The organism is Verruconatronum alginivorum, from assembly GCF_056590205.1.
Map to the genome: position 1 here is coordinate 4,870,306 of NZ_JBWPVQ010000001.1, position 23,836 is coordinate 4,894,141.

At 59.3% G+C, this 23,836-nt stretch carries 23 protein-coding genes; 17 read left to right on the forward strand and 6 right to left on the reverse strand.

The genetic code is table 11. From position 1 onward, the window contains the following. Positions 1 to 9: 9 nt before the first annotated feature. The 3 genes from ACWUI2_RS17855 to ACWUI2_RS17865 form a co-directional block, all read right to left on the reverse strand. Positions 10 to 528 carry a hypothetical protein gene (locus ACWUI2_RS17855; RefSeq protein ID WP_486984208.1) on the reverse strand — a complete coding sequence of 173 codons (519 nt, stop codon included), beginning with the start codon at positions 526 to 528 and terminating at the stop codon, positions 10 to 12. A gap of 34 nt (positions 529 to 562) precedes the next feature. Continuing rightward, on the reverse strand, positions 563 to 757 hold the full coding sequence (locus ACWUI2_RS17860) for a hypothetical protein (protein WP_486984209.1): 195 nt from the start codon (positions 755 to 757) through the stop codon (positions 563 to 565). A 65-nt stretch (positions 758 to 822) separates the two neighbouring features. Then, entirely contained in the window at positions 823 to 1,005 is a 183-nt protein-coding gene (locus ACWUI2_RS17865; RefSeq protein ID WP_486984210.1) for a hypothetical protein, read from the reverse strand. A gap of 329 nt (positions 1,006 to 1,334) precedes the next feature. Here ACWUI2_RS17865 and ACWUI2_RS17870 point away from each other — a divergent pair, with 329 nt between their 5' ends. From ACWUI2_RS17870 to ACWUI2_RS17890, 5 genes are all read left to right on the forward strand, one after another. After that, the gene (locus tag ACWUI2_RS17870; protein WP_486984211.1) at positions 1,335 to 3,020 is read left to right on the forward strand and encodes an ABC1 kinase family protein; all 1,686 of its coding nucleotides are present in this window, start codon (positions 1,335 to 1,337) and stop codon (positions 3,018 to 3,020) included. Positions 3,021 to 4,040: 1,020 nt separating this feature from the next. Continuing rightward, positions 4,041 to 4,694 carry a nucleoside triphosphate pyrophosphohydrolase gene (gene mazG / locus ACWUI2_RS17875; RefSeq protein WP_486984212.1) on the forward strand — a complete coding sequence of 218 codons (654 nt, stop codon included), beginning with the start codon at positions 4,041 to 4,043 and terminating at the stop codon, positions 4,692 to 4,694. A 37-nt stretch (positions 4,695 to 4,731) separates the two neighbouring features. Then, complete coding sequence (locus ACWUI2_RS17880; RefSeq protein WP_486984213.1) at positions 4,732 to 5,520, forward strand: M48 family metallopeptidase; 789 nt, start codon at positions 4,732 to 4,734, stop codon at positions 5,518 to 5,520. Further along, positions 5,517 to 6,467 carry a tyrosine-type recombinase/integrase gene (locus ACWUI2_RS17885; protein WP_486984214.1) on the forward strand — a complete coding sequence of 317 codons (951 nt, stop codon included), beginning with the start codon at positions 5,517 to 5,519 and terminating at the stop codon, positions 6,465 to 6,467. The genes ACWUI2_RS17880 and ACWUI2_RS17885 overlap by 4 nt, the downstream gene beginning before the upstream one ends. Positions 6,468 to 6,476: 9 nt before the next feature. Beyond that, a complete protein-coding gene (locus tag ACWUI2_RS17890) occupies positions 6,477 to 6,986 on the forward strand; it encodes a hypothetical protein (protein WP_486984215.1) in 510 nt (169 codons plus the stop codon). A 36-nt stretch (positions 6,987 to 7,022) separates the two neighbouring features. On the opposite strand, the gene ACWUI2_RS17895 is transcribed toward ACWUI2_RS17890, so the two are convergent. After that, positions 7,023 to 7,304, reverse strand: coding sequence for a helix-turn-helix domain-containing protein (locus ACWUI2_RS17895; RefSeq protein WP_486984216.1), 282 nt, complete (start codon positions 7,302 to 7,304; stop codon positions 7,023 to 7,025). Positions 7,305 to 7,465: 161 nt separating this feature from the next. On the opposite strand from ACWUI2_RS17895, the gene ACWUI2_RS17900 reads away from it, so the two are divergent. From ACWUI2_RS17900 to ACWUI2_RS17915, 4 genes are all read left to right on the forward strand, one after another. Beyond that, complete coding sequence (locus tag ACWUI2_RS17900) at positions 7,466 to 8,224, forward strand: hypothetical protein (protein WP_486984217.1); 759 nt, start codon at positions 7,466 to 7,468, stop codon at positions 8,222 to 8,224. 23 nt (positions 8,225 to 8,247) lie between these two features. After that, positions 8,248 to 8,793 carry a hypothetical protein gene (locus ACWUI2_RS17905; RefSeq protein WP_486984218.1) on the forward strand — a complete coding sequence of 182 codons (546 nt, stop codon included), beginning with the start codon at positions 8,248 to 8,250 and terminating at the stop codon, positions 8,791 to 8,793. Positions 8,794 to 8,838: 45 nt separating this feature from the next. After that, a complete protein-coding gene (locus ACWUI2_RS17910; protein WP_486984219.1) occupies positions 8,839 to 15,177 on the forward strand; it encodes an RHS repeat domain-containing protein in 6,339 nt (2,112 codons plus the stop codon). Between the two features lie 319 nt (positions 15,178 to 15,496). Then, positions 15,497 to 16,057, forward strand: a complete 561-nt coding sequence (locus ACWUI2_RS17915) for a hypothetical protein (protein ID WP_486984220.1) — start codon at positions 15,497 to 15,499, stop codon at positions 16,055 to 16,057. Positions 16,058 to 16,802: 745 nt separating this feature from the next. Here ACWUI2_RS17915 and ACWUI2_RS17920 read toward each other — a convergent pair. Next, complete coding sequence (locus ACWUI2_RS17920) at positions 16,803 to 17,357, reverse strand: gamma carbonic anhydrase family protein (protein WP_486984221.1); 555 nt, start codon at positions 17,355 to 17,357, stop codon at positions 16,803 to 16,805. A gap of 20 nt (positions 17,358 to 17,377) precedes the next feature. Next, positions 17,378 to 18,367: a KpsF/GutQ family sugar-phosphate isomerase gene (locus tag ACWUI2_RS17925; RefSeq protein ID WP_486984222.1), complete on the reverse strand. Its 990-nt coding sequence runs from the start codon at positions 18,365 to 18,367 to the stop codon at positions 17,378 to 17,380. Positions 18,368 to 18,406: 39 nt separating this feature from the next. Between ACWUI2_RS17925 and ACWUI2_RS17930 the strand changes: the two genes are divergently transcribed. The 8 genes from ACWUI2_RS17930 (at position 18,407) to panC (ending at position 23,797) form a co-directional block, all read left to right on the forward strand. Next, positions 18,407 to 19,189 (forward strand): Cell division protein CpoB, encoded by a 783-nt coding sequence (locus ACWUI2_RS17930; protein WP_486984223.1) that lies wholly within the window; start codon positions 18,407 to 18,409, stop codon positions 19,187 to 19,189. After that, entirely contained in the window at positions 19,186 to 19,971 is a 786-nt protein-coding gene (locus ACWUI2_RS17935) for an alpha/beta fold hydrolase (RefSeq protein ID WP_486984224.1), read from the forward strand. The genes ACWUI2_RS17930 and ACWUI2_RS17935 overlap by 4 nt, the downstream gene beginning before the upstream one ends. Positions 19,972 to 20,058: 87 nt before the next feature. Continuing rightward, positions 20,059 to 20,367, forward strand: coding sequence for a divalent-cation tolerance protein CutA (gene cutA, locus ACWUI2_RS17940; protein WP_486984225.1), 309 nt, complete (start codon positions 20,059 to 20,061; stop codon positions 20,365 to 20,367). 44 nt (positions 20,368 to 20,411) lie between these two features. After that, positions 20,412 to 20,570 (forward strand): small basic protein, encoded by a 159-nt coding sequence (locus ACWUI2_RS17945; RefSeq protein ID WP_486984226.1) that lies wholly within the window; start codon positions 20,412 to 20,414, stop codon positions 20,568 to 20,570. 157 nt (positions 20,571 to 20,727) lie between these two features. After that, a complete protein-coding gene (locus tag ACWUI2_RS17950) occupies positions 20,728 to 21,042 on the forward strand; it encodes a YbaB/EbfC family nucleoid-associated protein (RefSeq protein ID WP_486985077.1) in 315 nt (104 codons plus the stop codon). Positions 21,043 to 21,324: 282 nt separating this feature from the next. Further along, the gene (recR, locus tag ACWUI2_RS17955; RefSeq protein ID WP_486984227.1) at positions 21,325 to 21,918 is read left to right on the forward strand and encodes a recombination mediator RecR; all 594 of its coding nucleotides are present in this window, start codon (positions 21,325 to 21,327) and stop codon (positions 21,916 to 21,918) included. A 45-nt stretch (positions 21,919 to 21,963) separates the two neighbouring features. Beyond that, positions 21,964 to 22,944, forward strand: coding sequence for an NAD-dependent epimerase/dehydratase family protein (locus ACWUI2_RS17960; RefSeq protein WP_486984228.1), 981 nt, complete (start codon positions 21,964 to 21,966; stop codon positions 22,942 to 22,944). 10 nt (positions 22,945 to 22,954) lie between these two features. Next, the gene (panC, locus tag ACWUI2_RS17965; protein WP_486984229.1) at positions 22,955 to 23,797 is read left to right on the forward strand and encodes a pantoate--beta-alanine ligase; all 843 of its coding nucleotides are present in this window, start codon (positions 22,955 to 22,957) and stop codon (positions 23,795 to 23,797) included. Positions 23,798 to 23,836: the final 39 nt, after the last annotated feature.

Here is a 23,836-nt window from a genome sequence, read left to right on the forward strand (position 1 = left end):
TCAAGTAGCTTAATCGTGTTTCAAAGGGAGGATGTGGCCGCCGTTTCGTTCGAGCATATGGCTGACCAGCGGCTCTCTTTCGGGGGCCTCGACGGTGACGACGACCGCGTTCCGGCCGAGGGCGGATTGCAGCGGTTCGATCGCTTTCTCGTCAAGCGAGAGGATTCCCGCCAATTCCCGAATATCCTTGGGGCGGTCGCCGTGCGGGGTCAGGGAAAGCGATCCCATGACCACGATCGGGGAAACACCCCCGATCATCCACGGTGCCATCGGAGCGGTCCAACCGGGGATGGCCGCCGACAGGCCGCCGGGGAAAAAGACCCCTTTGCTGGCGCCGGGAGGTCCCCGCTGGGCCGACTCGGTGGTGAGGATGCCGATCTTGTTTTTGGGGACGCCATTGCGCTCGAGTTCGTCGATCGCGATCTCGGCTTCGGCTCCCTCGCCGAAGTAGGCGGTGGTGCGGTGGGGAGCGGTGGCCGTCTCGCCCGGACGGGCGGTTTGGTCGTGGTGGTTTTGGTCGTGTTCCATGTTGGCTCCCGGGTTGGTCGGTGAAAAGAGTGGGTCAAAGGGTCTCCGGAGGCTCGCCCTTGGCGGATTTCCAGATGGTGAAAACCCCGAAGCCGATCATGATCAGGCCGAAGATCGGTCCGACCAGGGTAGCGACGGTCATTCCTCCGAGGAGCAATCCGAAAAAGATCAGAAAAAGGCCGAAGATAAGGGCTCGGCTGGTCGGGGCGTTGGAATCAGGATCTGACATAGGTTGGAAAATGGTTGAATTGAAGTGACGGAATGGATACGGCCGGAAAGCGTCCCGGCCGGAAATCAGTCGGTGCCGGAGGGGGGCCGTCTGAAGGGCGACTCTTTCTCGCGTTTGGCTTTTTCGTATTCGGATTTGCTGACCGAAGGACGGGCTTCGTCGCCGATGAATTCTTCATGGGATTTGAGGATGCCCTTCTTTTCCGGATTCTCCGATTTCGGTTCTCGTTGTGGATCGGGACCGCTCATGGTCGTTCCTTTCGTTGAAAGTTGGTTCGTCCGCCTTGGTTTGCGGGCCGTTCGTTGGTAACAATATACCCGTTCTCCTCCATGCGTCCAAACCGGTTGCCGCATTGTCGTTCTCCCGTGGCATTTTGCAGAACGGAGAGGGTGAAGTCGTGCGGTATGCAACGAACCGGGGTGCGGCGCGGCGCTGGAATGGCCGAATGGATGAACGGTTTTGTCAAACCGGTGAAAAGACGGTATGATTCCAGCTGTGAAGGGGTTTCTCTCCGTAAAACTCTCGTGCTTCGGCTGGAGCCGGGCAGCGGAGGAAACGACTGAACGAAGGAGTCGCGATGGGTATCTCTCTCAAACGAAAGCATCTGAAGCGCTACAAGGAAATCTTTTACCTGTTCCGAAAGTACGGGCGGTCGAAGGCGATGCGGCGGGCCCGCGGCGACGAACTTTTCGAGGCCGAGGACGGTCCTGATGAGGAGACGCTGGCGGAGGGACGGGAGTTCGCCGCCGATCTCGAGCGGCTGGGGCCGACGTTCATCAAACTGGGGCAACTCCTGTCGACCCGCGGCGAGTTGCTGCCGATGAGTTATTTAAAAGCGTTGGCGCGGCTCCAGGATGACGTGGAGCCGTTTCCGTTCGAGCAAGTCGAGGCGACGATCGTCGCCGAACTCGGGGTGAGTATGGCGAAAGTTTTCCGGGAGTTTGACCGGGTGCCGATGGCGGCGGCCTCCTTGGGGCAGGTTCATACGGCGACGCTTCACGATGGTATGCGGGTGGCGGTGAAGGTCCAGCGGCCGGGAATCCGGCAAGTGATGGCGGCCGATTTGGAATCGTTGGAGCAGATGGCGGGCTTTCTGGACCGGAGGACGAAATTCGGGAAACGGTATGAATTTTGCCGGATGGTCGACGATTTCCGGCGGAGTTTGTCGCGCGAAGTCGACTATTTGCAGGAAGCGTCGAATCTGGAGCGCTTGCGGCAGCGATTGAAGGAGTTCGACCGAGTTGTCGTGCCGAAGACGGTGCCGGCTTTTTCGACGTCGCGAATTCTCACGATGGAGTTCATCCGCGGTTGCAAGATCACGGCGATGGGCTTGCGGGAGAGGCACGAACTCGACGGGGACGTCCTGGCGGATCAACTCTTTCGAGCGTATTTGGAGCAGACCCTGGTCGATGGCTTTTTCCACGCCGACCCCCATCCGGGGAACGTGTTCGTGACCGAGGATCGGAATCTGGCGTTGATCGATCTCGGGATGGTCGGGCGGATCGATCCCCGGTTGCGGGAGCATTTGTTGACGCTCTTGCTGGCGATCAGTGAAGGACGGGGGGAGGAAGCGGGGGAGGAAGCGCTGAAAATCGGGGAGCGGAAAAAGGACTTTAATGAGGCCGAGTTTCGGCGGCGGGTGACCATCCAGGTGAACGATCAGCAAGGCCGCAGATTGCAGGATTTGCAGATGGGACGGATCATGATGCAGATCACCTCGATCTCGGTCGAGTGCGGTATTCGGGTCCCGGGGGAATTGACGCTTTTGGGAAAAACGCTGATGAATCTCGACGAAGTCGGTCGCACGCTCGATCCGGATTTCGACCCGAACACCGCCGTGCAGCGTCACGCGACGGAGATCATGAACCGACAGGTCTGGAAAACGTTTTCGCCGGCCCATTTACTCGGCGGAGCCTTGGAAACCAAGGAAATGATCGAACGTTTTCCAGCCAGCGTGAATCGAATCCTGGATATCGTCAGTCACAACCGGACCCGCGTCCGGGTGGACGCTCTCGACGAAGAATATTTGATGGAAGGACTGCAAAAGATCGCCAATCGGATCACAATGGGGGTGATTTTGGCGGGCATCGTGGTCGGCGCATCGTTGTTGACCCGAGTCGACACGGATTTCGAGGTGCTTGGTTACCCCGGTCTGGCGATCATATTCTTCCTGGCGGCGGCCCTCGGTGGAATCGCCCTCATGTTGGAAATATTGTTCCGGGACAAACATCACCATAAAAAGGAGCCGGAGCACCGCGATTAGCGGGGCATCGGGCAAAGGCCGACGGTATTCGAGGGGCGGCCATCGGCTATTCGAAAGGGGTGCGGGAGGTAGCGGGGCGCTGGGAGTCCGGGGGCTTTCGAGGCGGAGCCTCTTTGGAGTGCTCCGCGTCCTCGCGGAGCTTTCGTGCGGGCGGAAGAGCCCGGTTGTCGATTGACTGTCGGGCGCGCGGCCATCGTTTGCCATTCGAAAGCGGTGCGGGGACGCACCAGCACTCCAAAGCGCTTCGCGCGAAAGGAAGGCGGCCCTTGGTTTTTGAGGCGGAGCCTCTTTGGAGTGCTCCGCGTCCTCGCGGAGCTTTCGTGCGGGCGGAAGAGCCCCGGTTGTCGAATGAGTGTCGGGCGCGCGGCCATCGTTTGCCATTCGAAAGCGGTGCGGGGACGCACCAGCACTCCAAAGCGCTTCGCGCGAAAGGAAGGCGGCCCTTGGTTTTTTGAGGCGGAGCCTCTTTGGAGTGCTCCGCGTCCTCGCGGAGCTTTCGTGCGGGCGGAAGAGCCCGGTTGTCGATTGACTGTCGGGCGCGCGGCCATCGTTTGCCATTCGAAAGCGGTGCGGGGACGCACCAGCACTCCAAAGCGCTTCGCGCGAAAGGAAGGCGGCCCTTGGTTTTTGAGGCGGAGCCTCTTTGGAGCTCCGCGTCCTCGCGGAGCTTTCGTGCGGGCGGAAGAGCCCCGGTTGTCGAATGAGTGTCGGGCGCGCGGCCATCGTTTGCCATTCGAAAGCGGTGCGGGGACGCACCAGCACTCCAAAGCGCTTCGCGCGAAAGGAAGGCGGCCCTTGGTTTTTGAGGCGGAGCCTCTTTGGAGTGCTCCGCGTCCCCGCGGAGCTTTCGTGCGGGCGGAAGAGTTTTGGCCGTCGGATGAGTGTCGGGCGTGTAGGCCATCGCTGATCGTTCGAAAGCGGTGCGGGGGCGCACCGGCAGTCCAAAGCGCTTCGCGCGAAAACCTGCCCCCGTTTCTTGGGCTGGACATGATCCGGGCGGGGGGAGAGAATGGACGCTTTATGAGTGCGATCGACGACTTGAAGGAAACCATGGCCCGTTTGCGAAGTCCGGACGGTTGTCCCTGGGATTTGGAGCAGACCCATCAATCGTTGGCGCGCTGCCTGATCGAGGAATGCGCGGAGTTGCTCGACACCATCGATCGGATGGATATGGAGCACATGCGGGAAGAGCTGGGCGACGTCCTTTTGCAAGTCATTTTCCACGCCCAAATGGCGGCCGAGGCGGGGCATTTCACCTTCGACGACGTCGCGGCAGAGATCAACGAGAAGTTGGTCCGGCGGCACCCGCACGTTTTCGGAGAGGTCTGCCTGGGGAATTCCGACGAGGTCATCCAACAATGGGAGGAAATCAAAGCCCGGGAAAAGGCGGCGCGTCCGGCCGACGAGCGATTGTTCAAGGACCTTCCGCCGAGTCTCCCGGCGTTGCTTTTCGGATGGGACTTCGTGAAACAGCTGCAAAAAAAGGAAATGGAAGGGGAGGTTCTCGATTTGGAACGGGTTGAGTCGCTCGCGGGAGATTTGGACGAGCGGAAGGCCGGCAAATTGCTTTTCGATCTGGTTGCGGCATGCCGGGTTGCGGGAATCGATCCTGAATCGGCTTTACGCCGCCATGTGAGCGGACTTATGGTAGAGATTGAAAAAGCGGCCCGGTGAGCGCGGTCGGCCGGGCGGAATCCATCCATTTCAATCAATGAACAAACGACGGGCCAGTCCTCAACCAGCGATTCAGTTGTTGGACAAAGGAGTCTTGCGGCTCGATTCCGAGCAGGGGACGCTGTCGGTCACTTACCGTTTGAACCGCTCGCGGCGGGCACGCTACATGCGGCTCACCATTAACCGTTTCAACGAAGTCGTGCTCACGCTGCCAAGCGGGTGCGCGACCGAACGGGGCCTTCGTTTCATGAAGACGAAAACGGAATGGTTGCGCCGGCATCTCTTCGCCAAGGATCCGACGGAAACGCTTTCCCGTTATCTCCGTTCGACCGGTTTTCTCGCGGTGGAGGGGCGGAGGGTCCCGATCGATTGGTCGGAGACGGCGGGAGGGGAGGGGGCGTTTCTGCGGTTCGATCGACGGGTCGGGCGGGTGGCGGTCGGCTTCGATCCCGACCGCGATGGCGAGACCGGGTTGAAGGATTTGATCCGCCAGTTTGCTTCGGCGACTTTGGCCCGTCGGACGATGGCCCTGGCGGCCCGCCACGCGTTTAGGGTCAACGGCGTGAGCGTGCGCGACCAGATCAGCCGCTGGGGGTCGTGTTCGGTGAAGCGGAATGTCTCGCTCAATTGGCGCCTCCTATTGTTGGCGCCGGAAATCAAGGACTACGTGATCCTGCACGAGTTGGCCCATTTGGTGGAGATGAACCACTCGACTCGTTTTTGGAAAGTTTTGGAGCGGCTCGATCCGGAGGCTCACCAGCACGACCGGGTATTGACCCAGGTGGCCAACCGGGTGATGGCGATCGGCCGGACTCCCAAACCATGAGCGGCGACGGGCAGGCGACGGAATTAGAGGCGAAGGCGGCCCCGGAAGTCGAATGGCTCCCCGCGTTCGTCGACTATCTGGCGAAGGAGCGGCGGTATTCAGGCTACACCGTGCGAAATTACCAGGCGGCGGTCGTCTCCTTTTTCGTTTGGCTGCGCGGAGACGGCCGGTGGGGAGGCACGTTGGAGGAGATCAACGCCACCCGGATCCGCGGATTTTTGATCGAAAAACAACGGGAAGTGGCCCGGCGGACCTTGCATAACCATGTGTCGGGCGTCCGGGCGTTTTTCCGTTTCGCCATGCGGAAAAATTGGGTCTCGAAGAATCCCTTCACCGGTCTGGTTCTGCCTAAACTCGACAAACCGTTGCCTAAATTTCTGACCGAGGCCCAAATGAAAAAACTCCTGGCCGGGCCGATGCTGTTGTTGGAGAACGAGGCGTGCGACCCCTTCACCGCCTGGCGCGACCGGCTGATGTTGGAGTTGCTCTATGGTGGAGGCTTCCGCGTGAGCGAGCTCGTCTCGCTCGATTACGGTCAGATCGATTTGCGAAGCGGGGTCGCTCGGGTGCGGGGCAAAGGAAACAAGGAGCGACTCTGTCCTCTGGGGAAAGTCGCGATGGCCTGCCTGGAAACGTTCAAGCGGGATCACGCCCGCACCACCGGTTTTTCGGATCCGGTATTGGCGAACGAAAAAGGCCAGCGTCTCTACCCGCGTTACATTCAGTTGAAAATGAAACGATATCTGGCCTTGGCGGACCTTCCTCTCGATCTTTCGCCGCACAAGGTCCGTCATTCTTACGCGACCCATCTGTTGAACAACGGGGCTCAACTGCGTCTCGTCCAGGAATTATTGGGACACGCGAATCTTGCCACCACCCAGATTTACACCCATGTTTCGATCGAACGCCTCAAGGAGGTATATCGACAAGCGCATCCGCGGGCTTAATTCAAAACGATGTTTCGCAATCCCATTTTCTTGACCGTGCTCGGCCTGGTTCTTCTCGGCGTCGGGGTGTATTTTCTGTTTTTCGGCGACGAAGACGCCGCTATCATCAACCGCAACCTCGACCGGATTGTCGAATTGGCAGAGAAAGAAGGGGACGAGTCCTTTTTCGTGGTGGTTGCCGCCGCCCGGGAGATAGCCGGTTTTTTCGCGGAAGAGATGCAGATCGACCTCGGCCCGCCTTTGCCGGTGGTGAATGATCGGAACGAGTTGCAATCGCTGATCGTCCAAGCCCGCCAGTCGGCCCAAACCGTCGCGATTCGGATCGTGCGCAACAATCTGACCGTGGCGGATGACGGCTTGAGCGCCCGGATGAACCTCGAAGTCGACGGTCAAGTGACCCTCGGCGGGGAGAGCGGCCGGGAGCGCCGGGAGTTTTTGGTCGAGTGGATCAAATCCGACGGCGAATGGATGATCCGGAACGTCGAAATGGAAGGCCGCCTCCACGGTTTGGAGTTTTAACGCCGGATGGAAGCGCCAGGCACGCGAGGCGTGAACCTATTTGCGCTGTTTTTTCGAAGAAGCGGGAAGATGTTCTCCTGCGGGTTGGATGCGAGATTCGGGAAGAGTTTCGGCAATAAGTTCTGAACCACTCAGACCATACCCATTCGCCAGTTTGTCTAAAGTATCCAATCGAATTCGCGAGCGCCGTCCGGTTTCGATGTGCTGATAGTATTTATACTCCATCCCAATCACAGCGGCTGCTTGTTCTTGCGTCAGTTGATGCTTGTCGCGGAGAAGTCTCAAATTACGACATAGCAATTCTGATGAGCGTGACACTCACGGAGTTTAAAGGAGGGACTGGAAAACAAACACCGATCAAAAGATAGTGCTTGACCGAAAAAGTTTTTAGCTCCGATATTGACAAATTACTTTTTGCCGGACCCCCTCAATCGAAAATGACCTTCATCACAGCTGTTTTCTCTTACAGTTCCCTTTCCATGGGCCTCCTTACTCTGCTGGTATCCGCTCAAGCGGCGGTGGAATTGTCCGACGCGGAGGCCGACGCGATTGTCGCCGCGGAAATGGCGGTTCGGGCCGAATATGACGCGGAACGACGGGCGGAATTACTGGAGGTTCCGGCCATCCACGCGCAAATCGTCGAGCAAGGCGGTCGTCGGACGGTTTTCCGGCGGATCGCTACTCCGGAAGCGTGGTCGGCGCCCAGGGTCGCGACGGCGGAACCGAACCCGGGTGAAGCGGAGCCGGAGGGGAAGACCGCTCTAATCCGGCCGTTTCGGAATTTCACGCTTTTCGTCACCGTTTACGGCGACGGGATCACGGAAATCGAGGTTGCGCCGCAATCCGAAGGTATCACCGTTCTGAGCAATGTGGCGTTCGGCCATGTTCCGGCGATAAAGACCTTGTCCACGAAAGAAGCGATTTTCAACTTTTTGAGTCTCGTCACCCGGACCGAGTCAAACAGCTCTTTCGAACCCGCTTCGCTTTTTTCGTCGGGCGCTCCCGAATACGTGGTCTACGCCGATCCGGAAACCGACCTTCCTCCCGGATTGTTGGAAGGGCTCGACGAACTTCACCGGCATTATTTGGAACACGAAACTGAATACGCTCTCCAAGCCCAACGGGCGGCCGCTTTACGCGCCGCGGAGGAACGGTATCGTCTGGAGAACCCGGCTCCCCCGCAAGAGACCGTCATCAATTTTTTCCCGGTCCGCAGCGGCACCGCATCCTCACGCTGACAACACTGAACTTCCGGCATCCAATGAATCAAATCCCCTTTTCGATTCGGGTCCTCCTCTTCGTCCGGCCGACGGCAAGCGCCGCCTTCCTCTGGACCGCTTCCACTCTCGCGCTCGCAGCCGCTCCGCCCAACGAAAAGCTGACGATGTTCCATGATCCCGGCACCGACGCGTTCCACCTCTCCTGGCAGGGTGCACTCGATCACACTTACTTCATCCAGTTCAGTCCGGATCTCACCTCCGGCTGGCATTACGTCCCGTTGATCGAACAAGGTTTCGACGACGAGATCATCTGGGGTTTCCACCTCGCCGGAGATCCCGGCCGGGGATTCTTCCGTCTCCGTTTCACCGACATGTTCGCCCCGGATCCCTATCTCTCGGTTTTCGGCGGCGACGGTATCCCCAGCGGTTGGAAACTGGAGAACGGGCTCGACCCCTTCGCCGATTACACCGGTCTTTCCCCCGACGGCAGCGCGCTCACCTACTGGGAGCTCTGGCAACTCTCCCTCGAAGGGGGCGAAGATCCGGCGACGGCGAACGCCGCCGGGTTGATCGTTTATTCACCATAAAGTTTCCCCGTATCCCTTTGCGTATTTCAAAACAGCCGATCTATCATGACACTTTGTCGTAGGCTCTTCATCGGATCGTTGGCGGTCTTCCTTCCTCTGGCGACCGTTTTTCCGGCCGGTTTAAAACATTCCGTCGTCCTGCGCGCGCTTGCCGAAGACGATCCGGAAAATTCGATTCAATTTGAAGCGAGCGGATTCCGGGGAGAGTGGGCGGGCTTTGAAGCGTTCACCGGACATACCGAAGGAATTCTTTATCTGTCCGGATTGTTCGGCCATAGCACGACGATTTTCGATTGTTCCGAACCGGAGTTAGTCTTGCACACAAGCGCTTATGGAGTCACTTATTGGGTAGTATCGAATCCCACCGTATCGTTCGTCGAGTCGTTCGAGACGGGAGAAATTTTCAGTTATATTCCCGCACCGACGGAAATCGACGTCACCGCCATCTCCGGAGAGCAGGATTGCGGCGATTGCGTAGGGGCCTCGACCCGATCAAGAAACTGGGCGCGGGCGGAACTGGAAAACGAGTATCCGTTCACCGCTCGCAACCGCCGGGCCTTTCCGGTTCCGTTCGAACCATCCACGGGTTGGAGTTTTTTGTCCGGGTTGGACAGGACTTCCTTTCATACGAACATCCACCGTGTCGCATGGACTTCGAGCCGGGTGGCGACTTCCTGCGAAGACGTCACGGCGTCAAATGTTTATCCATTCACTTTCGCCGATTACGCGTGGGCGGAGCAAACCGGACGGTTTCGAGTCAAAGGATGCCCCGGGGTTTATATGCTTCATTACACGATCGGGAAGTTCACGCCGACACTGACCCGCAGTAGCTCGAGCGGGGAACAGGGGGACAACCTCCCTTCTGATTGGGGCGGTTCCATCTCGGTGACTCACAACGAACTCCTTCCCCAAGAGCCCGTGATGGTGACTATCGACGAGAGCGGATGGTCCGACTTTGTCGATCTGCCGTTACCGAATGAACCGACCTCCGAAATTTACCCGACCGGCGAAGGATTCGAATTGATCACCGATGTATCTCAGGCTGCGAAATATGGTGCGACGAATCTCGATACTGAAGGATGGCTGGCCATCGCTCCGCGACTGATCCCTTTCGCCAGCGGTTGCGAAACCGCCTGCGGCGGAGATGGCCATGGGGGCGGTCTGCCAGGTTCGGGCACCGCGGCTTTAGGGTCGGTGTCTTTAAACGTCAGCTTGGGCCAACTCTCCGACGGCAAACCGGCCGGGGCAATCGGTTTGAGTTCGCCGGATCTCAGCGGCGACCTCCTGGACCCGGCGAAACTGGTGATTTTCTCCGGCGCTTCGACCGCTTGGGAAAATGAAGTGAGGGTGATCCGTCAAAACGGCGTTGTTCGTCAGATCCGCGCGCCCGGCGCCTTTGTGGACGTGACCGCGCTGTCGCCGGGAATGCGGATCCGCTTCTACGAGGCCTCGGCCGGTGGCAATTACGATCCGGAAAACCCAATCGTCGCTCCGTCCGGAACCGCCCATACCGAATGGGAAGTGGCCCCCGGCGCGATCGCCCCGGCGATCCGGATCGAACGCACGGGACGCGGGGCGGACAGCACTTGGGATTTCGTCCCCAATGCCGGAGGGGGGATCGCGATGATCCGTGAGGGAGTGATTGAAACCTACCACACCTTCGCGGCCAACGGCGCCGTGGTCGAACTGCGTACGGTCTCGGACACGACCTACGGCCTGCTTTCTTCGACGCGACAGATTTGGCGGTGGACCAACGATCGCTTGAAATTGGAGGAAGACGTGAGGCTCGACACATCCGGAAATATTGTGGAAGGCCTCGTGACCAGCGCCTCCTACGAATATGATCAGGAATATCGGGTCGGGACAAGCGTTCTTTACTGGGCGAGCGATTGGGTCGCCTCCGGGACAGGCAACACTTATACGAGCCGGGAATACGTCGATGGGACTTGGGTCGACGCGAGTCGGACGAACTCCATCCTTTCGGATCTGGATGGCGATGGAAAAGACGAGCGACTGCGGACCAGCCGGACCCTCGTCGATCCTTTCGCGACTAACCGGGTTTCCCATACCATCACCTACAGCAAGCCGGTCACTTTCAAAGGGGAAGCCTTCAAGAAGGAAGAGACCCGCGAGCCCACGGCCGCCATCGCGACCGCTTGGAACTCGCCGAACCAGCGGGTGACCGTCCGCTACGTTCATCGGGCGGGCCAATGGGCGGGCCGCACGGCTTGGGAATTCCATCCCGACGGAACGACCGTTTCCTGGATTTACGGCGAGACCGGAGAAGGCGGGCGGACCACGATCCATCAACGCGGCCGCTTCGACGAAATCGAAGGCGTGTTCGTGGCCGGCACCCGCACCACCAACGTGACGGACGCCAACGGCCGATGGGTTTCCCGAACGGAAACCGACATCGCGACCGAATTGGATACCTCGGAGGAAGCGGTAATACTCCGGCATCCGCTCCTTGGGAGCCCGACGGAAATCGATCGCAACGGGAGCGTCGAAACCCGGGTCTACTCGGAGTGCTGCGGAACATTGGAATCCGTCACCGTGGACGGGCTCACCCGGACCATCCTCTATGACGACTTGAACCGCGAGGTCGGCGAAGAAATCCGGACAGCGACCGGCGGTTTCATTTCCGGCCGCCGCAGCGAATTGGACGGGCTGAACCGAATCCGAAAAACCTGGATTCGCGCTTCCGACGGCTCGGAACGACTCGTCGAGAGCCTTGAATATGACTTGGCCGGACGACTCGTCTCCCGTATCGACGCCCGGGGTTTCAAAACCGAATTCGAAGACAAGGTCGTTTCCGGCAAATGGCATCGCACGATCACGCATCCGGCCACCGATGCTTCCTACGCATTGGAAGAACTGACGGTCACCGCCGGGGACGGCACGCCATTGGAGTTCCACCGAAACGGCCTCCTCGTCACGAAGTGGTCTTACGAATCGCACGACGACGGACGCGAAATCCGCGAGATCCGCGTCGGAAACAACGGCGCCGAAACTGAATGGACCGACACGGTCACGAACCTGCGGGGACAGCGTCTGGGCGTCACACACCCGGATGCGGCGCGGTCCGAATGGGAATACGATTCGGCGGGCCGCCTGATCCGCCAGACCGATCCCGACGGCGTCCAGCACCTCTTCGATTCCGTCTGGAACGAAGAACCAATCCTGATCCCTGTCGAAGGCGAAGCCGATCCGAACAACCCGCTCGCTTTCCCGGAAATCACCTGGGAACAGATCGGCAGCATCTGGCGGGAATGGCGGGTTACGGCCGTCGACCTCGACCGCGACGGCGTCATCGATTACGGCGGCGACGACCGGATCACCCGTTCCACCACCACCGCCGCGACCCGGGCCGGACAGGTGGTCCGGCGGACCATCACCCAAGCCTGGACCGGCCCCGGCGCCGATCCCGAAACGGTTTCCCTGGTCGACGTCTCGGTCGACGGAACCCAGACCTGGGAAATCCGCCACGGGACGTCAACCCATACCGCGACCTCCATCGACCCGTCGGGCCAACGGACCGAAACCACCACCTTCCCCGACCGGACGAAACTTGTCCGGACCTACCTGGGAACCCGTCTGATGAGTGAAACCCGGAAAGCCTCCGACGGCGAAATCGCATCGGTCGAAACCTTCACCTACGACCTTTACGGCCGCCTCCAGACGTCGACGACTGCCCGCGGCACCACCGTTTTCACCTATCATCTGGACGACCGGCTCGAAACCGTCACCACCCCCGACCCGGGCGACGGCACCCAGACCACCGCCTACGAATACAACGCCCGCGGCTGGACCGTCAAAGTCATCCATCCGGATCTCACCGAAACCGAAACAACTTACTGGCCCACCGGCGAAGCCCGCAAAGTTTCCGGCTCCCGGACCTACCCGGTTGAATACGAATATGACCGGCAGGGGCGTCGCACCAAAATGACCACCTGGCAGGATTCTGGCACCACGGCCGAAACCACCTGGACCTACCATCCCCAGCGCGGCTGGCTCACCGGGAAGACCTACCACGGCCCGACCGCCGGTCCGACCTACCAATACTGGCCGTCCGGCCGCCTCCAACAACGGACCTGGGCCCGGGGCGTCACCACCGACTATGCCTACAACAACGCGGGTGATCTCTGGACCGTGACCTACAGCGATTCCACTTCGGACGTCACCCACACCTATGACCGGATGGGAAGGTTGCAAACCACGACCGACGCCGCCGGACAGCTCACCCGCGCCCACACCTTCGCCGGTTCCCTGAAAGAAGAAGTCTACACCGGCGCCGGCCTCCTCTCCGGCCGCCGGATCGACCGCGGCCACGACGCGATCCACCGGCCCCGCAGCCTCGAAACCGACAGCGGCTACCAACTCCATTACCTCTATGACCAAGCCGGAAGACTCGGCCAAATCAACGAAGGGCACCACCGCGCCGACCTCGGCTATGAACCCGGAACCGGGGCGCACCAATCCACCACTATCCGCCGGGTCGGGGTGGAGCGGGCCCGCCACGAACGGATCCTCGACGCTCTCGGCCGGGTCGAACAGGTGAAAACCACCGTGGCCGGCTCCGCCGCCGTTTTGCGCAACTACACCCACAACGCCGCCAACCAGCGGACCATCGTCGAACACGAAGACGGCCGCGCCTGGCACTACGGCTATGACCCCCTCGGACAGGTGACCTCCGCGGTCAAACGCCTCTCCGACGATCCGCAATCGGCCGTCCTCCCGGGCTACACGTTCGGCTACACCTTCGACGACATCGGCAACCGGAAAACCGCCACGCGCGACGGTCGAACCGCCACCTACACTCCCGACACGAACCTCCTCAATCAATACGAGCAGCGCACGGTCCCCGGCTATATCGACGTCCTCGGAGAAGCCCTTCCCGCCGCCACGGTAACCGTCAACACCGATTCAACCCAGCGCACCGGCCGCGATTTCCATCGTCAGATCCCGGTGGACAACACTGCTTCCCCGACGCATACTTCCATCATCGTGGAAGCTGAAATCGACAACGACCTGATCGACGAAACCCGCTGGGCCTTCCTCCTGGAAACTCCGGAGTCCTTCGACCACGACGCCGACGGCAACCTTAAGTTCGACGGCCGCTGGACTTACACTTGGGACGGAGAAAACCGCTTGATCGCCATGGAGACTCTCCCGGGCATCGCCGCCACATTCCCCGGTCTCAAGCAACGGCTCGAATTCGCGTATGACTTCCAGGGACGCCGCATTCAAAAGGTGGTCAAATCTTGGGACACCGGATCGTCTACCTGGCAAACCACGAAAGACCTTCGCTTCCTCTACGACGGTTGGAACCTGATTGAGGAGCGCGATGCCCTGAACAACGGCAAGATCGTCCGCGCCCACGTCTGGGGCCTAGACCTCAGCGGTACCATGCAAGGCGCCGGCGGAGTTGGCGGCCTGCTCTGGACGACCACGCCGACCCAAACCTTCGCCGCAAGCGTCGACGCAAACGGAAACGTCGTCGCCTGGATCAACACCGCCACTCAAGCCATCGCCGGCCGCATCGACTACTCGCCGTTTGGTGAACCCGTCATCCGAACAGGGATCGCGAACGAACTCCCCTTTGGCTTCAGTACCAAATACCTAGATGCAGAGACGGGCCTATCGTATTACGGCTTTCGTTACCTCGATCACAGCACCGGCCGATGGATTAGCCGTGATCCTATCGGGGAAGCGGGTGGATTAAATCTATACGGGTTCGTCGAAAACAATCCTGGAAGCAGATGGGATTATCTTGGGTTATTTCTGGGTGGGCCCGGCTGGAGTGATAGCATGCCGCGCCCGCTATCTTCGCCCCCTGGTCCATCTGCATTGGAGCAATTTCTACCACCTTTTGGTCCTTCAAACGGCGCCTTTGTGGATAATACAGCGTGGTTTGAACATGAATACGCTACAGAAATTGAACAATATAAAGCGTGGGCAAAACTTGAGATTACATATGCTATTATAGCAGGCTGCGTCGGAAGGCCAACACATGTTGGTCCATTTTCGAAAGGCGAGCTTCCTCCCGGTCAATCCTATTTTAGCAAACAGTTTCAGCTCGGAAACGTGTCGCTGATAGTCGATACTGCGACAGTTGCATGGGCCGGTGATCAATTTAGCTGGACGGCAACCCTGCGAATTTCAGACGGCTTAGGATTTGATGACAGGGGAGGATGGTTTGAAACGCACGTTCAATATCCAATTTTTGGTAATCCGCAACTGACGTTGCCATCGATGTTGCCAGGAGGAGGCACAGTAACCGCTCCCCTTCCTGGGCTCTTTCCTCCGAGGAGCATAACGCGAGCGAAATGGCAGATCGAAGGCAGTGGTGAATGCTGCGCCAGCGCGGAAGGAGGGAATCCATGAAGTCGATCGCGTTCTTTCTCTCTGCTTCCTTTTCTATCCTGATGGCCATATTGCTGACTCCCAAAGGAGGTGATGTGGCTTGGGCAATCTATGTATCAGCTTACTTTTTTTGCTTAGGACTTTTTCTTTATCTGATGAAATCACGAATTGATAGGCTGTTCTGGATATTTTGCCTAGGACTAATGTTCATGCCATTCGTTTCCCTAGCCATATTTGTTGTGTTGGACATCCTCTTTGGAGTGTGGGCTTGATTTTTTGGAAGCAAACAAGGGATCGGGCTGGGTCTTTCGATGTTAACACGGAAAGAGCGAAGGGGACATTGCTCATAATTCATATCGATACAATCGGCAATCGCCTCTGGTCGAGCCGCAACTTCGCCACCACGACCTACACGCCCAATCTCCTCAATCAATACGAAGAGCGCGACGTTCCGGGGGTAGTCCACATCCTCGGCACAGCAAACCCGGAGGCGACCGTCACGGTCAACCAACAGTCGGTCCTCCGTCAGGAAGTCCTCTTCGCCCGCAATCTGAACGCCACTAGCTATTTGAACAGCTTAGTAGTTGATTTGTGTTGTAACCGCCGAAGCGATGCACCGCCATATCGGGACACCTTTTTACCGACTCGACATGGAGGAGGCCCACGGGATTGGTATACCGTACAGGTTCTGATTGGGCACGTGACATTTATGAGCCAAGATTTGGATTATGCTTGTCACAATGGATTCTTTGGCTGGACCGCCAAACTGGTCGTTATGGACCGGATCGGATTCGACGAGGGAGATGCTTGGTTTCAGCAACTATTTCGCTGGACAATATTTCCAGATCGAGTAATCCAGCGGGCTGAATGGACGATTTCTGGCCAAGGAAAATATAAGTAATGGCGGCTTCTGAAGGTGGTATTGTGGCCAGATTAGTAGGTAGCTACGTATGTACGTTGCTAGGATTTGTGGTGCCTGTAGTTATGCCGGTAATAGGTTTTTTTTTAGCGTCTAGTGCATTAAAGCGGGAGCGTGAAAGTTGCGCTCGAAAGAGCGTGATTCGCCTATGCTATTTAGGTCGTTTTGCGGCTATCATAGTTGCTGGTTGGGCGGTAATCGCACTTCTTGGGCCCATGGTTTGATCCGGAATCGGGCCTAAGCGTTTAGAAATTGGAACAAATCAGAGAAATCGGAACGGGTCAGGCTTACGCGCTTAAGTGCTCCATTTATTGAATACGCCCAACACGGCAGCGGCAAACGGACCTCAACGGCGTAATCGACCGCCCCTCCCTTCCCCCTGTCCGCGGATGGTTCGCCCCTGGTGAACTCGGAAGCCGCTCCCTCGCACAACATCACCCTATGTCCAATCCCGCCTTTATCCTGCCTGCCATGATCGGAGATCATTCGGCAGGGGCGAGACTTGACATAGGGTGGCATTGTGCGCCTCCGCGGCAGGGCAGCGGGCGGGGCGAAACAGCCGCGGCCAGGGGATAAATCCGAAGGGGTCAGATGAATCCGAAGGGAGCAGCCGTTGGGGTCAGTCGTCAAATTACAAAATAATACCACCGGAACCGGCTTGCGCTCCGGCCACCGGATTGATCGCCGCCACGACACGATCCAAAAACTCGGGCGATCGGGCCTCGACTTAAGGGGAGGTGGCGTCCTTGCCGCCGGGGGCGGCGAGGCGGCGGTGGGCGGAGGCGACGGTGATGTATTTGTCGGCGAGGCGGCGGATGGCGAATTGTTCGTTGTCGGACAGGGGACGGACGACGCGGGCGGGGGAGCCGTAGACCAGGGAGCCGGGTGGGATTTTCATCCTTTGGGGAACAAGTGTATTCGCTCCTATGATACAGCGGTCGCCGATCTCGGCGTGATCGAGGATCGTGGCGCCCATTCCAATCAGGCATTCGTTGCCGACCGTGCAGGCGTGGAGGATGGCGCGATGTCCGACCGTGGTGTAATCTCCGACGGTGACGCCGGCGTCGTCGGCGAGATGGACGATGACGGCGTCTTGCAGATTGGACCCGACGCCGATGCGGATGGCGTTGATGTCGGCTCGGAGGACAGCGCCATACCAGACGCTGCTGTGGTCGCCGAGGACGACGTCGCCGAGGATGGTGGCGTTGGGGGCGATGAAATGGGCGCGGGAAATGTCGGGGCGGGCGCCGAGGAAATGGTCGAGTCGGGAGGAAAGGTCCATGGGTGGTCCGGCGGATGCGGTCACATGATTTTCAACTTCGGAAGATCCTGATTGTCGACCAGTCCGACCGGAAGGCCGTCGGCGTCGACCACGATCAAGTCGTTGATGTTGTGTTTTTCAAAAATCTTCAGCGCTTCGACCGCCATTTGGTCGGCCCGGATCGTCTTCGGTTGCCGGGTCATGAATCGTTGGACGGGCGCCTCGAGGAAATCGGGGCCGGAGAGGGCGGAGCGGCGGAAATCACCGTCGGTGAAAACGCCAGCGAGGCGGTTGGTTTCCGGGTCGATCACGGCGAGGCAGCCGCCGCGGGCGTGGGTCATGGCGAGGATCGCTTCCTTTACCGTGCGGGTTTCCGGCAGGCGGGGGAATCGATCGCCGGTGCGCATGATGTCGGTGACTTTGAGCAGGAGGCTCAATCCAAGGGCGCCGGCCGGATGGAAACGGGCGAAATCGTCGCGGGTGAAGCCCCGTTTTTCGAGGTAAACCATGGCCAGGGCGTCGCCGAGGGCCATGGCGGCGGTGGTGCTGGCGGTCGGGGCGAGTTGCAGCGGGCAAGCTTCGCGGGGGACCTCGAAGAGCAGGGTCTGATCGCAGATCCGGCTGAGGGGGGAATCAGCCATACCCGTGATGGTCGCGGTTTTGAGGCCGAAACGTTTGAGGAGGGGGACGAGGCGGAGGAGCTCTTCAGTTTGGCCGCTGTTGCTCACCAGAAAGACCAAGTCGCCTTCGGCGCAGAGTCCGAGGTCGCCGTGAAGGGCCTGGGTTGGATCGAGGAAGGTGGCGGGGGCGCCGATGCTGTTGAAGGTCCCGACCAATTTCTGGCAAATATGGGCCGATTTGCCGACCCCGGTGAAGATCACCTTGTTTTTTGACTCAACCGTCGTTTCGATCTCCCCAATGAGAGTCACAAACGAATCGCCCAATTGGCGGCTGGTTGCTTCGAGCGCGTCAGTCTCGGCCCGAATACAGGCTCGTCCTTTTTCCAGAACGGTCTTGGAATCCCAAATCATCTGTCGTACATCAGTTGGCTTTTAAAGGTCGCCCTTGTCATGAAGAATATTCGAAAGCACGGTTCTCGCAGGATTCTCGCGCTGTCTCCAGTTTTTTTTCTGGCGGCGTTTTGGCTCATGTTTTTGGGCGGCTGTTCCCCGACGGAGCAGCTGGAGCAGATTTCGGAACGGGAGGAGAGGAATTTCCAGCGGGGAAAACAATTGCTGCGGGAGGGGCGAAGGCAGGAGGCGCTGAGCGCTTTCCTGAGCGTGATCGAGAAGCGCCGGGGAAACGCACCGGAGTCTCATTTGGAAGCGGGAGAACTTTTTCGGACCCACATTAAAGACCCGATTTCGAGCATTTACCATTATCGGAAGTTTTTGGAGCTCAGTCCCAACAGTCAGCAGGCTCCCCATGTGCGGCAATTGATCGAGACCGCCACGAAGGATTTCGCGGCGCAATTGCCCGCCAATCCGATGGAGAGCCAGCACGAGCGGATCAATCTCCTGGAAACGGTCGACCGGTTGCGCCGGGAGAACGAGGCGCTCAAGCGGGAGCTCCAAGGGGTCCGGCAGGAGCGGGAGGCGGTTCAACGGCAACTCGCTTCGGGGGCGCCCCGGCCCCGCACATCGGTGCCCTCCACCGTCGCCGAGGCGCCCGCCGCCGGGAACGGTTTTCGTCAACAGACTTACACGGTGGTGGCGGGGGACACCTTGTCGCACATCAGCGGGAAAGTTTACGGGACCACCGCCCGTTGGCGGGATATCTTCGAGGCCAACCGCGACGTGATGGCCAACGAAAACAGCCTGCGGATCGGCATGGAGTTGCGGCTTCCGGAATGATTCCTCTTTTTCATCGCGATTTCGGAGGGGAGGGAAAACCGAAGCTGGCCTTGCTGCACGGGCTGCTCGGGTCGTCGCGCAATTGGCTGGCGGCCGGCCGGGCGCTGGCCGAAGATTTCCACGTGGTGGCGCTCGATTTGCGCAACCATGGGGATTCGCCGCACAGCGCGGAGCACAACTTTGAAGCGATGACCGGGGATGTGCTCCATTGGCTCGACCGGGCGGGGTGGGACCGGATCCATTTGCTGGGACACAGCATGGGAGGTAAAACGGCGATGCAATTAGCCTGCCGGCACCCGGATCGTTTTTCGTCAGTCACGGTGGTCGATATCTCCCCGCGGGCGAAGGAGCCGAGTCACACCGCGGAATTCGAGGCTTTGCTGGAACTGCCGTTGGAACGGATCACCTCGCGGGCCGAGGCGGATCGGATGCTGGCGGAAAAGGTCGCTTCGTGGCCGATGCGGCAGTTTTTGTTGACCAACCTGGTGCGGCGCCCCGACGGCACCTTCGGTTGGCAGGTCAATTTGGAAGGTTTGGCGCGCAACCTGGCCGAGACCGGACGGGCTCCGCTTGGCGATGACGAACGTTTCGACGGCCCGGCGCTTTGGGTCGTCGGGGGAAAATCCGATTTTCTGCAGCCCGGCGACGAGGGGGTGATCCGGCGGCATTTTCCCCAGGCCCGCATCGAGGTCTTTCCGGAAAGCGGTCACAATCCCCATGTGGAGGACCGACCCCGCTTTGTCGCGACGGTGGCGGAATTCCTCCGTGTGGTGGCGGAGTGAGCGAGTCGGATCCACGTTTACTTTTGCTGATTTCGGGCCAGATTGGTTGGGGGAAGGCAATCGAATGGAAAGGACGAGGGTAACATTATGTTGATCGGTTGGACCACAACGGCTTCGCGGGAAACGGCGGAGAAACTGGCAGCGGAGGCGGTGGAGCGCGGATTGGCGGCCTGTTGTCAGATTGACGGGCCGATTGTGTCGGTTTACCGTTGGGACGACGCGGTGCAGCGGGAGGAGGAATTCCGGGTGACCTTTAAATTCCTCGCCCAGAAGGCCGCGGCGCTCGAAGCCTGGTTGATGGACGAGCATCCTTACGAAAACCCGCAATGGGTAGCGGTCTCGGTCGAAAGGATTTCACAAAAGTACTTGATTTGGGCGCAAAAGCAGACTAGCTAAGACCGCTTCACAAAAAATCGAGAATTGTCTCAAGCTATTTAGTCATGTCGCAGCACAACAGTTTCAAAAGCCTTTCAACGGCCGCCAGCTCCAAGCGCACGGTCCTCAAACGTTTCGAGCGTGTCGAGCTCCTCCAGAAGCGCGGTCAATGGAAGGACGGCGACCGGGTGGTCGGTCTCCGCAAGACCAAGCCGGACGAATAGTCGTCGGATTTTTTTTCGAAAGCACAAAGCGCCTCGCCGGTTTTGGCCGCCAGGCGCTTTTTTCGTAGCAGCGGAGGGATAAACGCTTCCAAACTTGACGGTTGGCCCGGAGGGCGAAACATTTTTGGAGGAACCGAATTAAACGTTTGCAAAGGATATTGATATGGCCGGTGTCGGAAAAATGTTAAAGCAAGCCCAGAAGATGCAGCAGCAGATCGCGGCGATTCAGCAAGGCTTGGCGGATAAGGAAATCGTGGTCACCAGTGGTGGCGGAGCGATCGAGGTGAAGGTGAACGGGCAAGGCGAGTTTCTCGGCTTGAAGCTCGATCCGGAGTTTTTGAAAGAAGAAAGCACGTTCGTGGAGGAGTCCCTTCTCGCCGCGATCCGCGAGGCCGCGGCCAAGGCCAAGGAAGCCAGCGAAGCTGAAATGCAGAAGGCGACGGCCGGTTTCAGCATGCCCGGTCTGTTTTAATTCAGAAAGGCCCTCGCGCCAACGGCCCGGGCGCAGCCGAATCTCCCGTTGATACCGACGGTTTCGTGGGGGAAGTGCGGTCTTCGGGTTGTCGCCGCTCGTTTTTTCTCTTATGAAACTTCACTGTCCATGCGGGTTGCAGGGCTAAATCGGAGGGTTGGCTTCCAGCCGACCTCACCCTGAAACGACGCCGACGGCGGACGGCAGGATGCCATCCCTCCCAGTGGCGAGGAAGTTTCATTCTATGTTGTCCCCCCCGGCGCAGCCCGGATATTGGCTCTTGTGACGCCCGCGTTCGAAAAAGTTCAGAAACTGCTGAAGCAACTGCCGGGCCTCGGTTACCGCTCGTCGGAACGGATCGCGATGCACTTGTTGGTGGAGCGTCCGGGGAAGGCGGAGGAACTGGTCGAGGCGCTCGCCGAAGCGGCCCGGTCGGTCCGGCGTTGCGCGGTGTGCGGCAATATCGCCGAAGAGGAGCTCTGCGCGATTTGCGCGGATCCCCGGAGGGAGAGCGGGACCCTTTGCGTGGTGGAGCACGTGCCCGATTTGGTTGCCTTCGAACGGGCGGGCGCTTTCCGGGGGCGTTACCATGTGCTTTTCGGAAAACTGTCGCCGATCAACGGGGTCGGGCCGGGCCAATTGAATCTGGCGGCCCTGGAGAAACGTTTGGGAAGCGGCGAAGTGACGGAGTTGGTCCTGGCGCTCTCGAACGACGTGGAAGGGGAGGCGACTTGCCATTATATCACCGACAGCCTGGTCAAGGAAGGGGTGACGGTCACGCGGATCGGTTTTGGTCTGCCGAGCGGCGGCGGGGTTCTTTACGCCGATGCGGTGACGCTGAAAAGTGCTTTGGAGGGACGACGTCCGTTTCATTGAGTTAAGGATGGCGCCGACGGTCGTTTCTCTGATAATGGATTTCGAATGGCTAAAGTTTTAGTAACAGGAGCGGCCGGTTTTATCGGCAGCCATACGGTGGATCGGTTGCTGCGGTTCGAATTCGACGTGGTCGGCGTGGACAACTTCCGCACCGGGCGACGGGAGAATCTGGAAGCGGCCTTTCGCTCCGACGCTTTTCGTTTCGAAGAAGCCGATTGCTCGGACAGCGCCCGGATGGCCACGTTATTGGATCAAGTCCGTCCGGATGCGGTGATCCATCTGGCCGCCCTGGTCAGCGTGCAGGAGAGCATGGAGAATCCGGAACTGAATTTTCAGCTCAACGTGCAGGCGACCCACGCGATGGCGGACGCGGCCCGGCGATCCGGAACGGGGCGCTTCGTGTTCGCCTCGTCGGCGGCGGTTTACGGTCACCAAAAGCATCTGCCCATTTCGGAGCGGGCCCAGCGCTCGCCGATCAGCCCGTATGGCGCGGCCAAACTCGCTTCGGAGGCCTTGATCCATGGGTATGGGCGGAGTTATGGAATGACGACCGTCTGTCAGCGGTATTTCAACATCTTCGGCCCCCGGCAGGATCCGTCGTCGCCGTATTCCGGCGTGATCTCGATCTTCGAGAAACGTTTTCGCGCCGGGCAACCGGTGACGATCTACGGGACGGGAAGGCAGACCCGGGATTTTGTTTCGGTCCATGATGTCGCCCGGGCGAATGTGATGGCGGCCACGGGAAAGGTGGCCGGCTCCTGCACCCACAACATTTGCACCGGGCGGCGCACCTCGCTGCTCGATCTGATCGCTGCTTTCGAGCGCCTTTTCCCCGACCATCCGTCGCCGGATTTCGCGGACGGGCGTGCGGGGGACATCGAGCATTCGTGCGGAGACCCGTCGAAGGCGCAACGGACGATGATGTTCAACGCCGAAGTCGACGTCGCCACCGGGTTGCGAGAGATGATCCGCGGCACTCCGATTCCGGAGCGAAGCCTCGATCCCCGCGCCGATCTCAGCTGGTAAATTGTTTGTCATGCAAGTCATCGAATCAATCAACGAAATGCAGTCGCTCGCCTTCAGTTTGCGGTCGAAGGGCCGGCTGGTCGCTCTGGTGCCGACGATGGGCTACCTGCACGCGGGACATCTCAGTTTGATCGAAACGGCGAAAGCCCGGGCCGACCAGGTTGTCGTTTCAATCTACGTGAATCCGACCCAATTCGGAGCCAACGAAGATTACGGATCGTATCCCCGCGATCTCGAACGGGATTTGGCGGCCTGCCGCGAAGCCGGGGTCGATGTGGTTTTCGTCCCCAGCGACAAGGAAATGTATCCGGCGGGTTACTCCACCCATGTGGTCGAGGAGACGATCACCAAGGTGATGTGCGGGATCTCCCGTCCGCACCATTTCCGCGGGGTGACGACGGTGGTGGCGAAGTTGTTCAACATCGTCCGGCCGGACACCGCGGTTTTCGGGCAAAAGGATGCGCAACAGGCGGCGGTGATCCGGAAGATGGTGGCCGATCTGCATTTCTGTATCGATGTCGTCGTCGCTCCGACGGTGCGGGAAGAGGACGGGCTGGCGATGAGTTCCCGGAACAAATATTTGAGTGCGATCCAACGCGGGGAAGCGGCGGTCATCCCGCAGGCTTTGGAGAAGGCGAAAGAGATGGCCGAAGGGGGCACGCGCAGCACCGATCGATTGATCGCGGAGGTGACCCATATCCTCGCGTCGAAACGCCGGTTGCGGGTCATCTACGTTTGTATTGTGGACCGTGATACGATGGCGCCGATGCGGGAAATCGTTCCCGGGCGGTCGTTGTTGGCCTTGGCGGTTTGGGTCGATGAAGTCCGGCTGATCGACAATCTGCTGTTCTAGTCAGACTTCTCTCCGGATTTCCCCTTTTTATTTTCACTG

Bases quoted from the DNA above. Each gene is read 5' to 3' on its own strand.
- ACWUI2_RS17855 (WP_486984208.1), bottom strand. From the start codon at position 528: ATGGAACACGACCAAAACCACCACGACCAAACCGCCCGTCCGGGCGAG.
- ACWUI2_RS17860 (WP_486984209.1), bottom strand. From the start codon at position 757: ATGTCAGATCCTGATTCCAACGCCCCGACCAGCCGAGCCCTTATCTTC.
- ACWUI2_RS17865 (WP_486984210.1), bottom strand. From the start codon at position 1,005: ATGAGCGGTCCCGATCCACAACGAGAACCGAAATCGGAGAATCCGGAA.
- ACWUI2_RS17870 (WP_486984211.1), top strand. From the start codon at position 1,335: ATGGGTATCTCTCTCAAACGAAAGCATCTGAAGCGCTACAAGGAAATC.
- mazG (WP_486984212.1), top strand. From the start codon at position 4,041: ATGAGTGCGATCGACGACTTGAAGGAAACCATGGCCCGTTTGCGAAGT.
- ACWUI2_RS17880 (WP_486984213.1), top strand. From the start codon at position 4,732: ATGAACAAACGACGGGCCAGTCCTCAACCAGCGATTCAGTTGTTGGAC.
- ACWUI2_RS17885 (WP_486984214.1), top strand. From the start codon at position 5,517: ATGAGCGGCGACGGGCAGGCGACGGAATTAGAGGCGAAGGCGGCCCCG.
- ACWUI2_RS17890 (WP_486984215.1), top strand. From the start codon at position 6,477: ATGTTTCGCAATCCCATTTTCTTGACCGTGCTCGGCCTGGTTCTTCTC.
- ACWUI2_RS17900 (WP_486984217.1), top strand. From the start codon at position 7,466: ATGGGCCTCCTTACTCTGCTGGTATCCGCTCAAGCGGCGGTGGAATTG.
- ACWUI2_RS17905 (WP_486984218.1), top strand. From the start codon at position 8,248: ATGAATCAAATCCCCTTTTCGATTCGGGTCCTCCTCTTCGTCCGGCCG.
- ACWUI2_RS17910 (WP_486984219.1), top strand. From the start codon at position 8,839: ATGACACTTTGTCGTAGGCTCTTCATCGGATCGTTGGCGGTCTTCCTT.
- ACWUI2_RS17920 (WP_486984221.1), bottom strand. From the start codon at position 17,357: ATGGACCTTTCCTCCCGACTCGACCATTTCCTCGGCGCCCGCCCCGAC.
- ACWUI2_RS17925 (WP_486984222.1), bottom strand. From the start codon at position 18,367: ATGATTTGGGATTCCAAGACCGTTCTGGAAAAAGGACGAGCCTGTATT.
- ACWUI2_RS17930 (WP_486984223.1), top strand. From the start codon at position 18,407: ATGAAGAATATTCGAAAGCACGGTTCTCGCAGGATTCTCGCGCTGTCT.
- ACWUI2_RS17935 (WP_486984224.1), top strand. From the start codon at position 19,186: ATGATTCCTCTTTTTCATCGCGATTTCGGAGGGGAGGGAAAACCGAAG.
- cutA (WP_486984225.1), top strand. From the start codon at position 20,059: ATGTTGATCGGTTGGACCACAACGGCTTCGCGGGAAACGGCGGAGAAA.
- ACWUI2_RS17945 (WP_486984226.1), top strand. From the start codon at position 20,412: ATGTCGCAGCACAACAGTTTCAAAAGCCTTTCAACGGCCGCCAGCTCC.
- ACWUI2_RS17960 (WP_486984228.1), top strand. From the start codon at position 21,964: ATGGCTAAAGTTTTAGTAACAGGAGCGGCCGGTTTTATCGGCAGCCAT.
- panC (WP_486984229.1), top strand. From the start codon at position 22,955: ATGCAAGTCATCGAATCAATCAACGAAATGCAGTCGCTCGCCTTCAGT.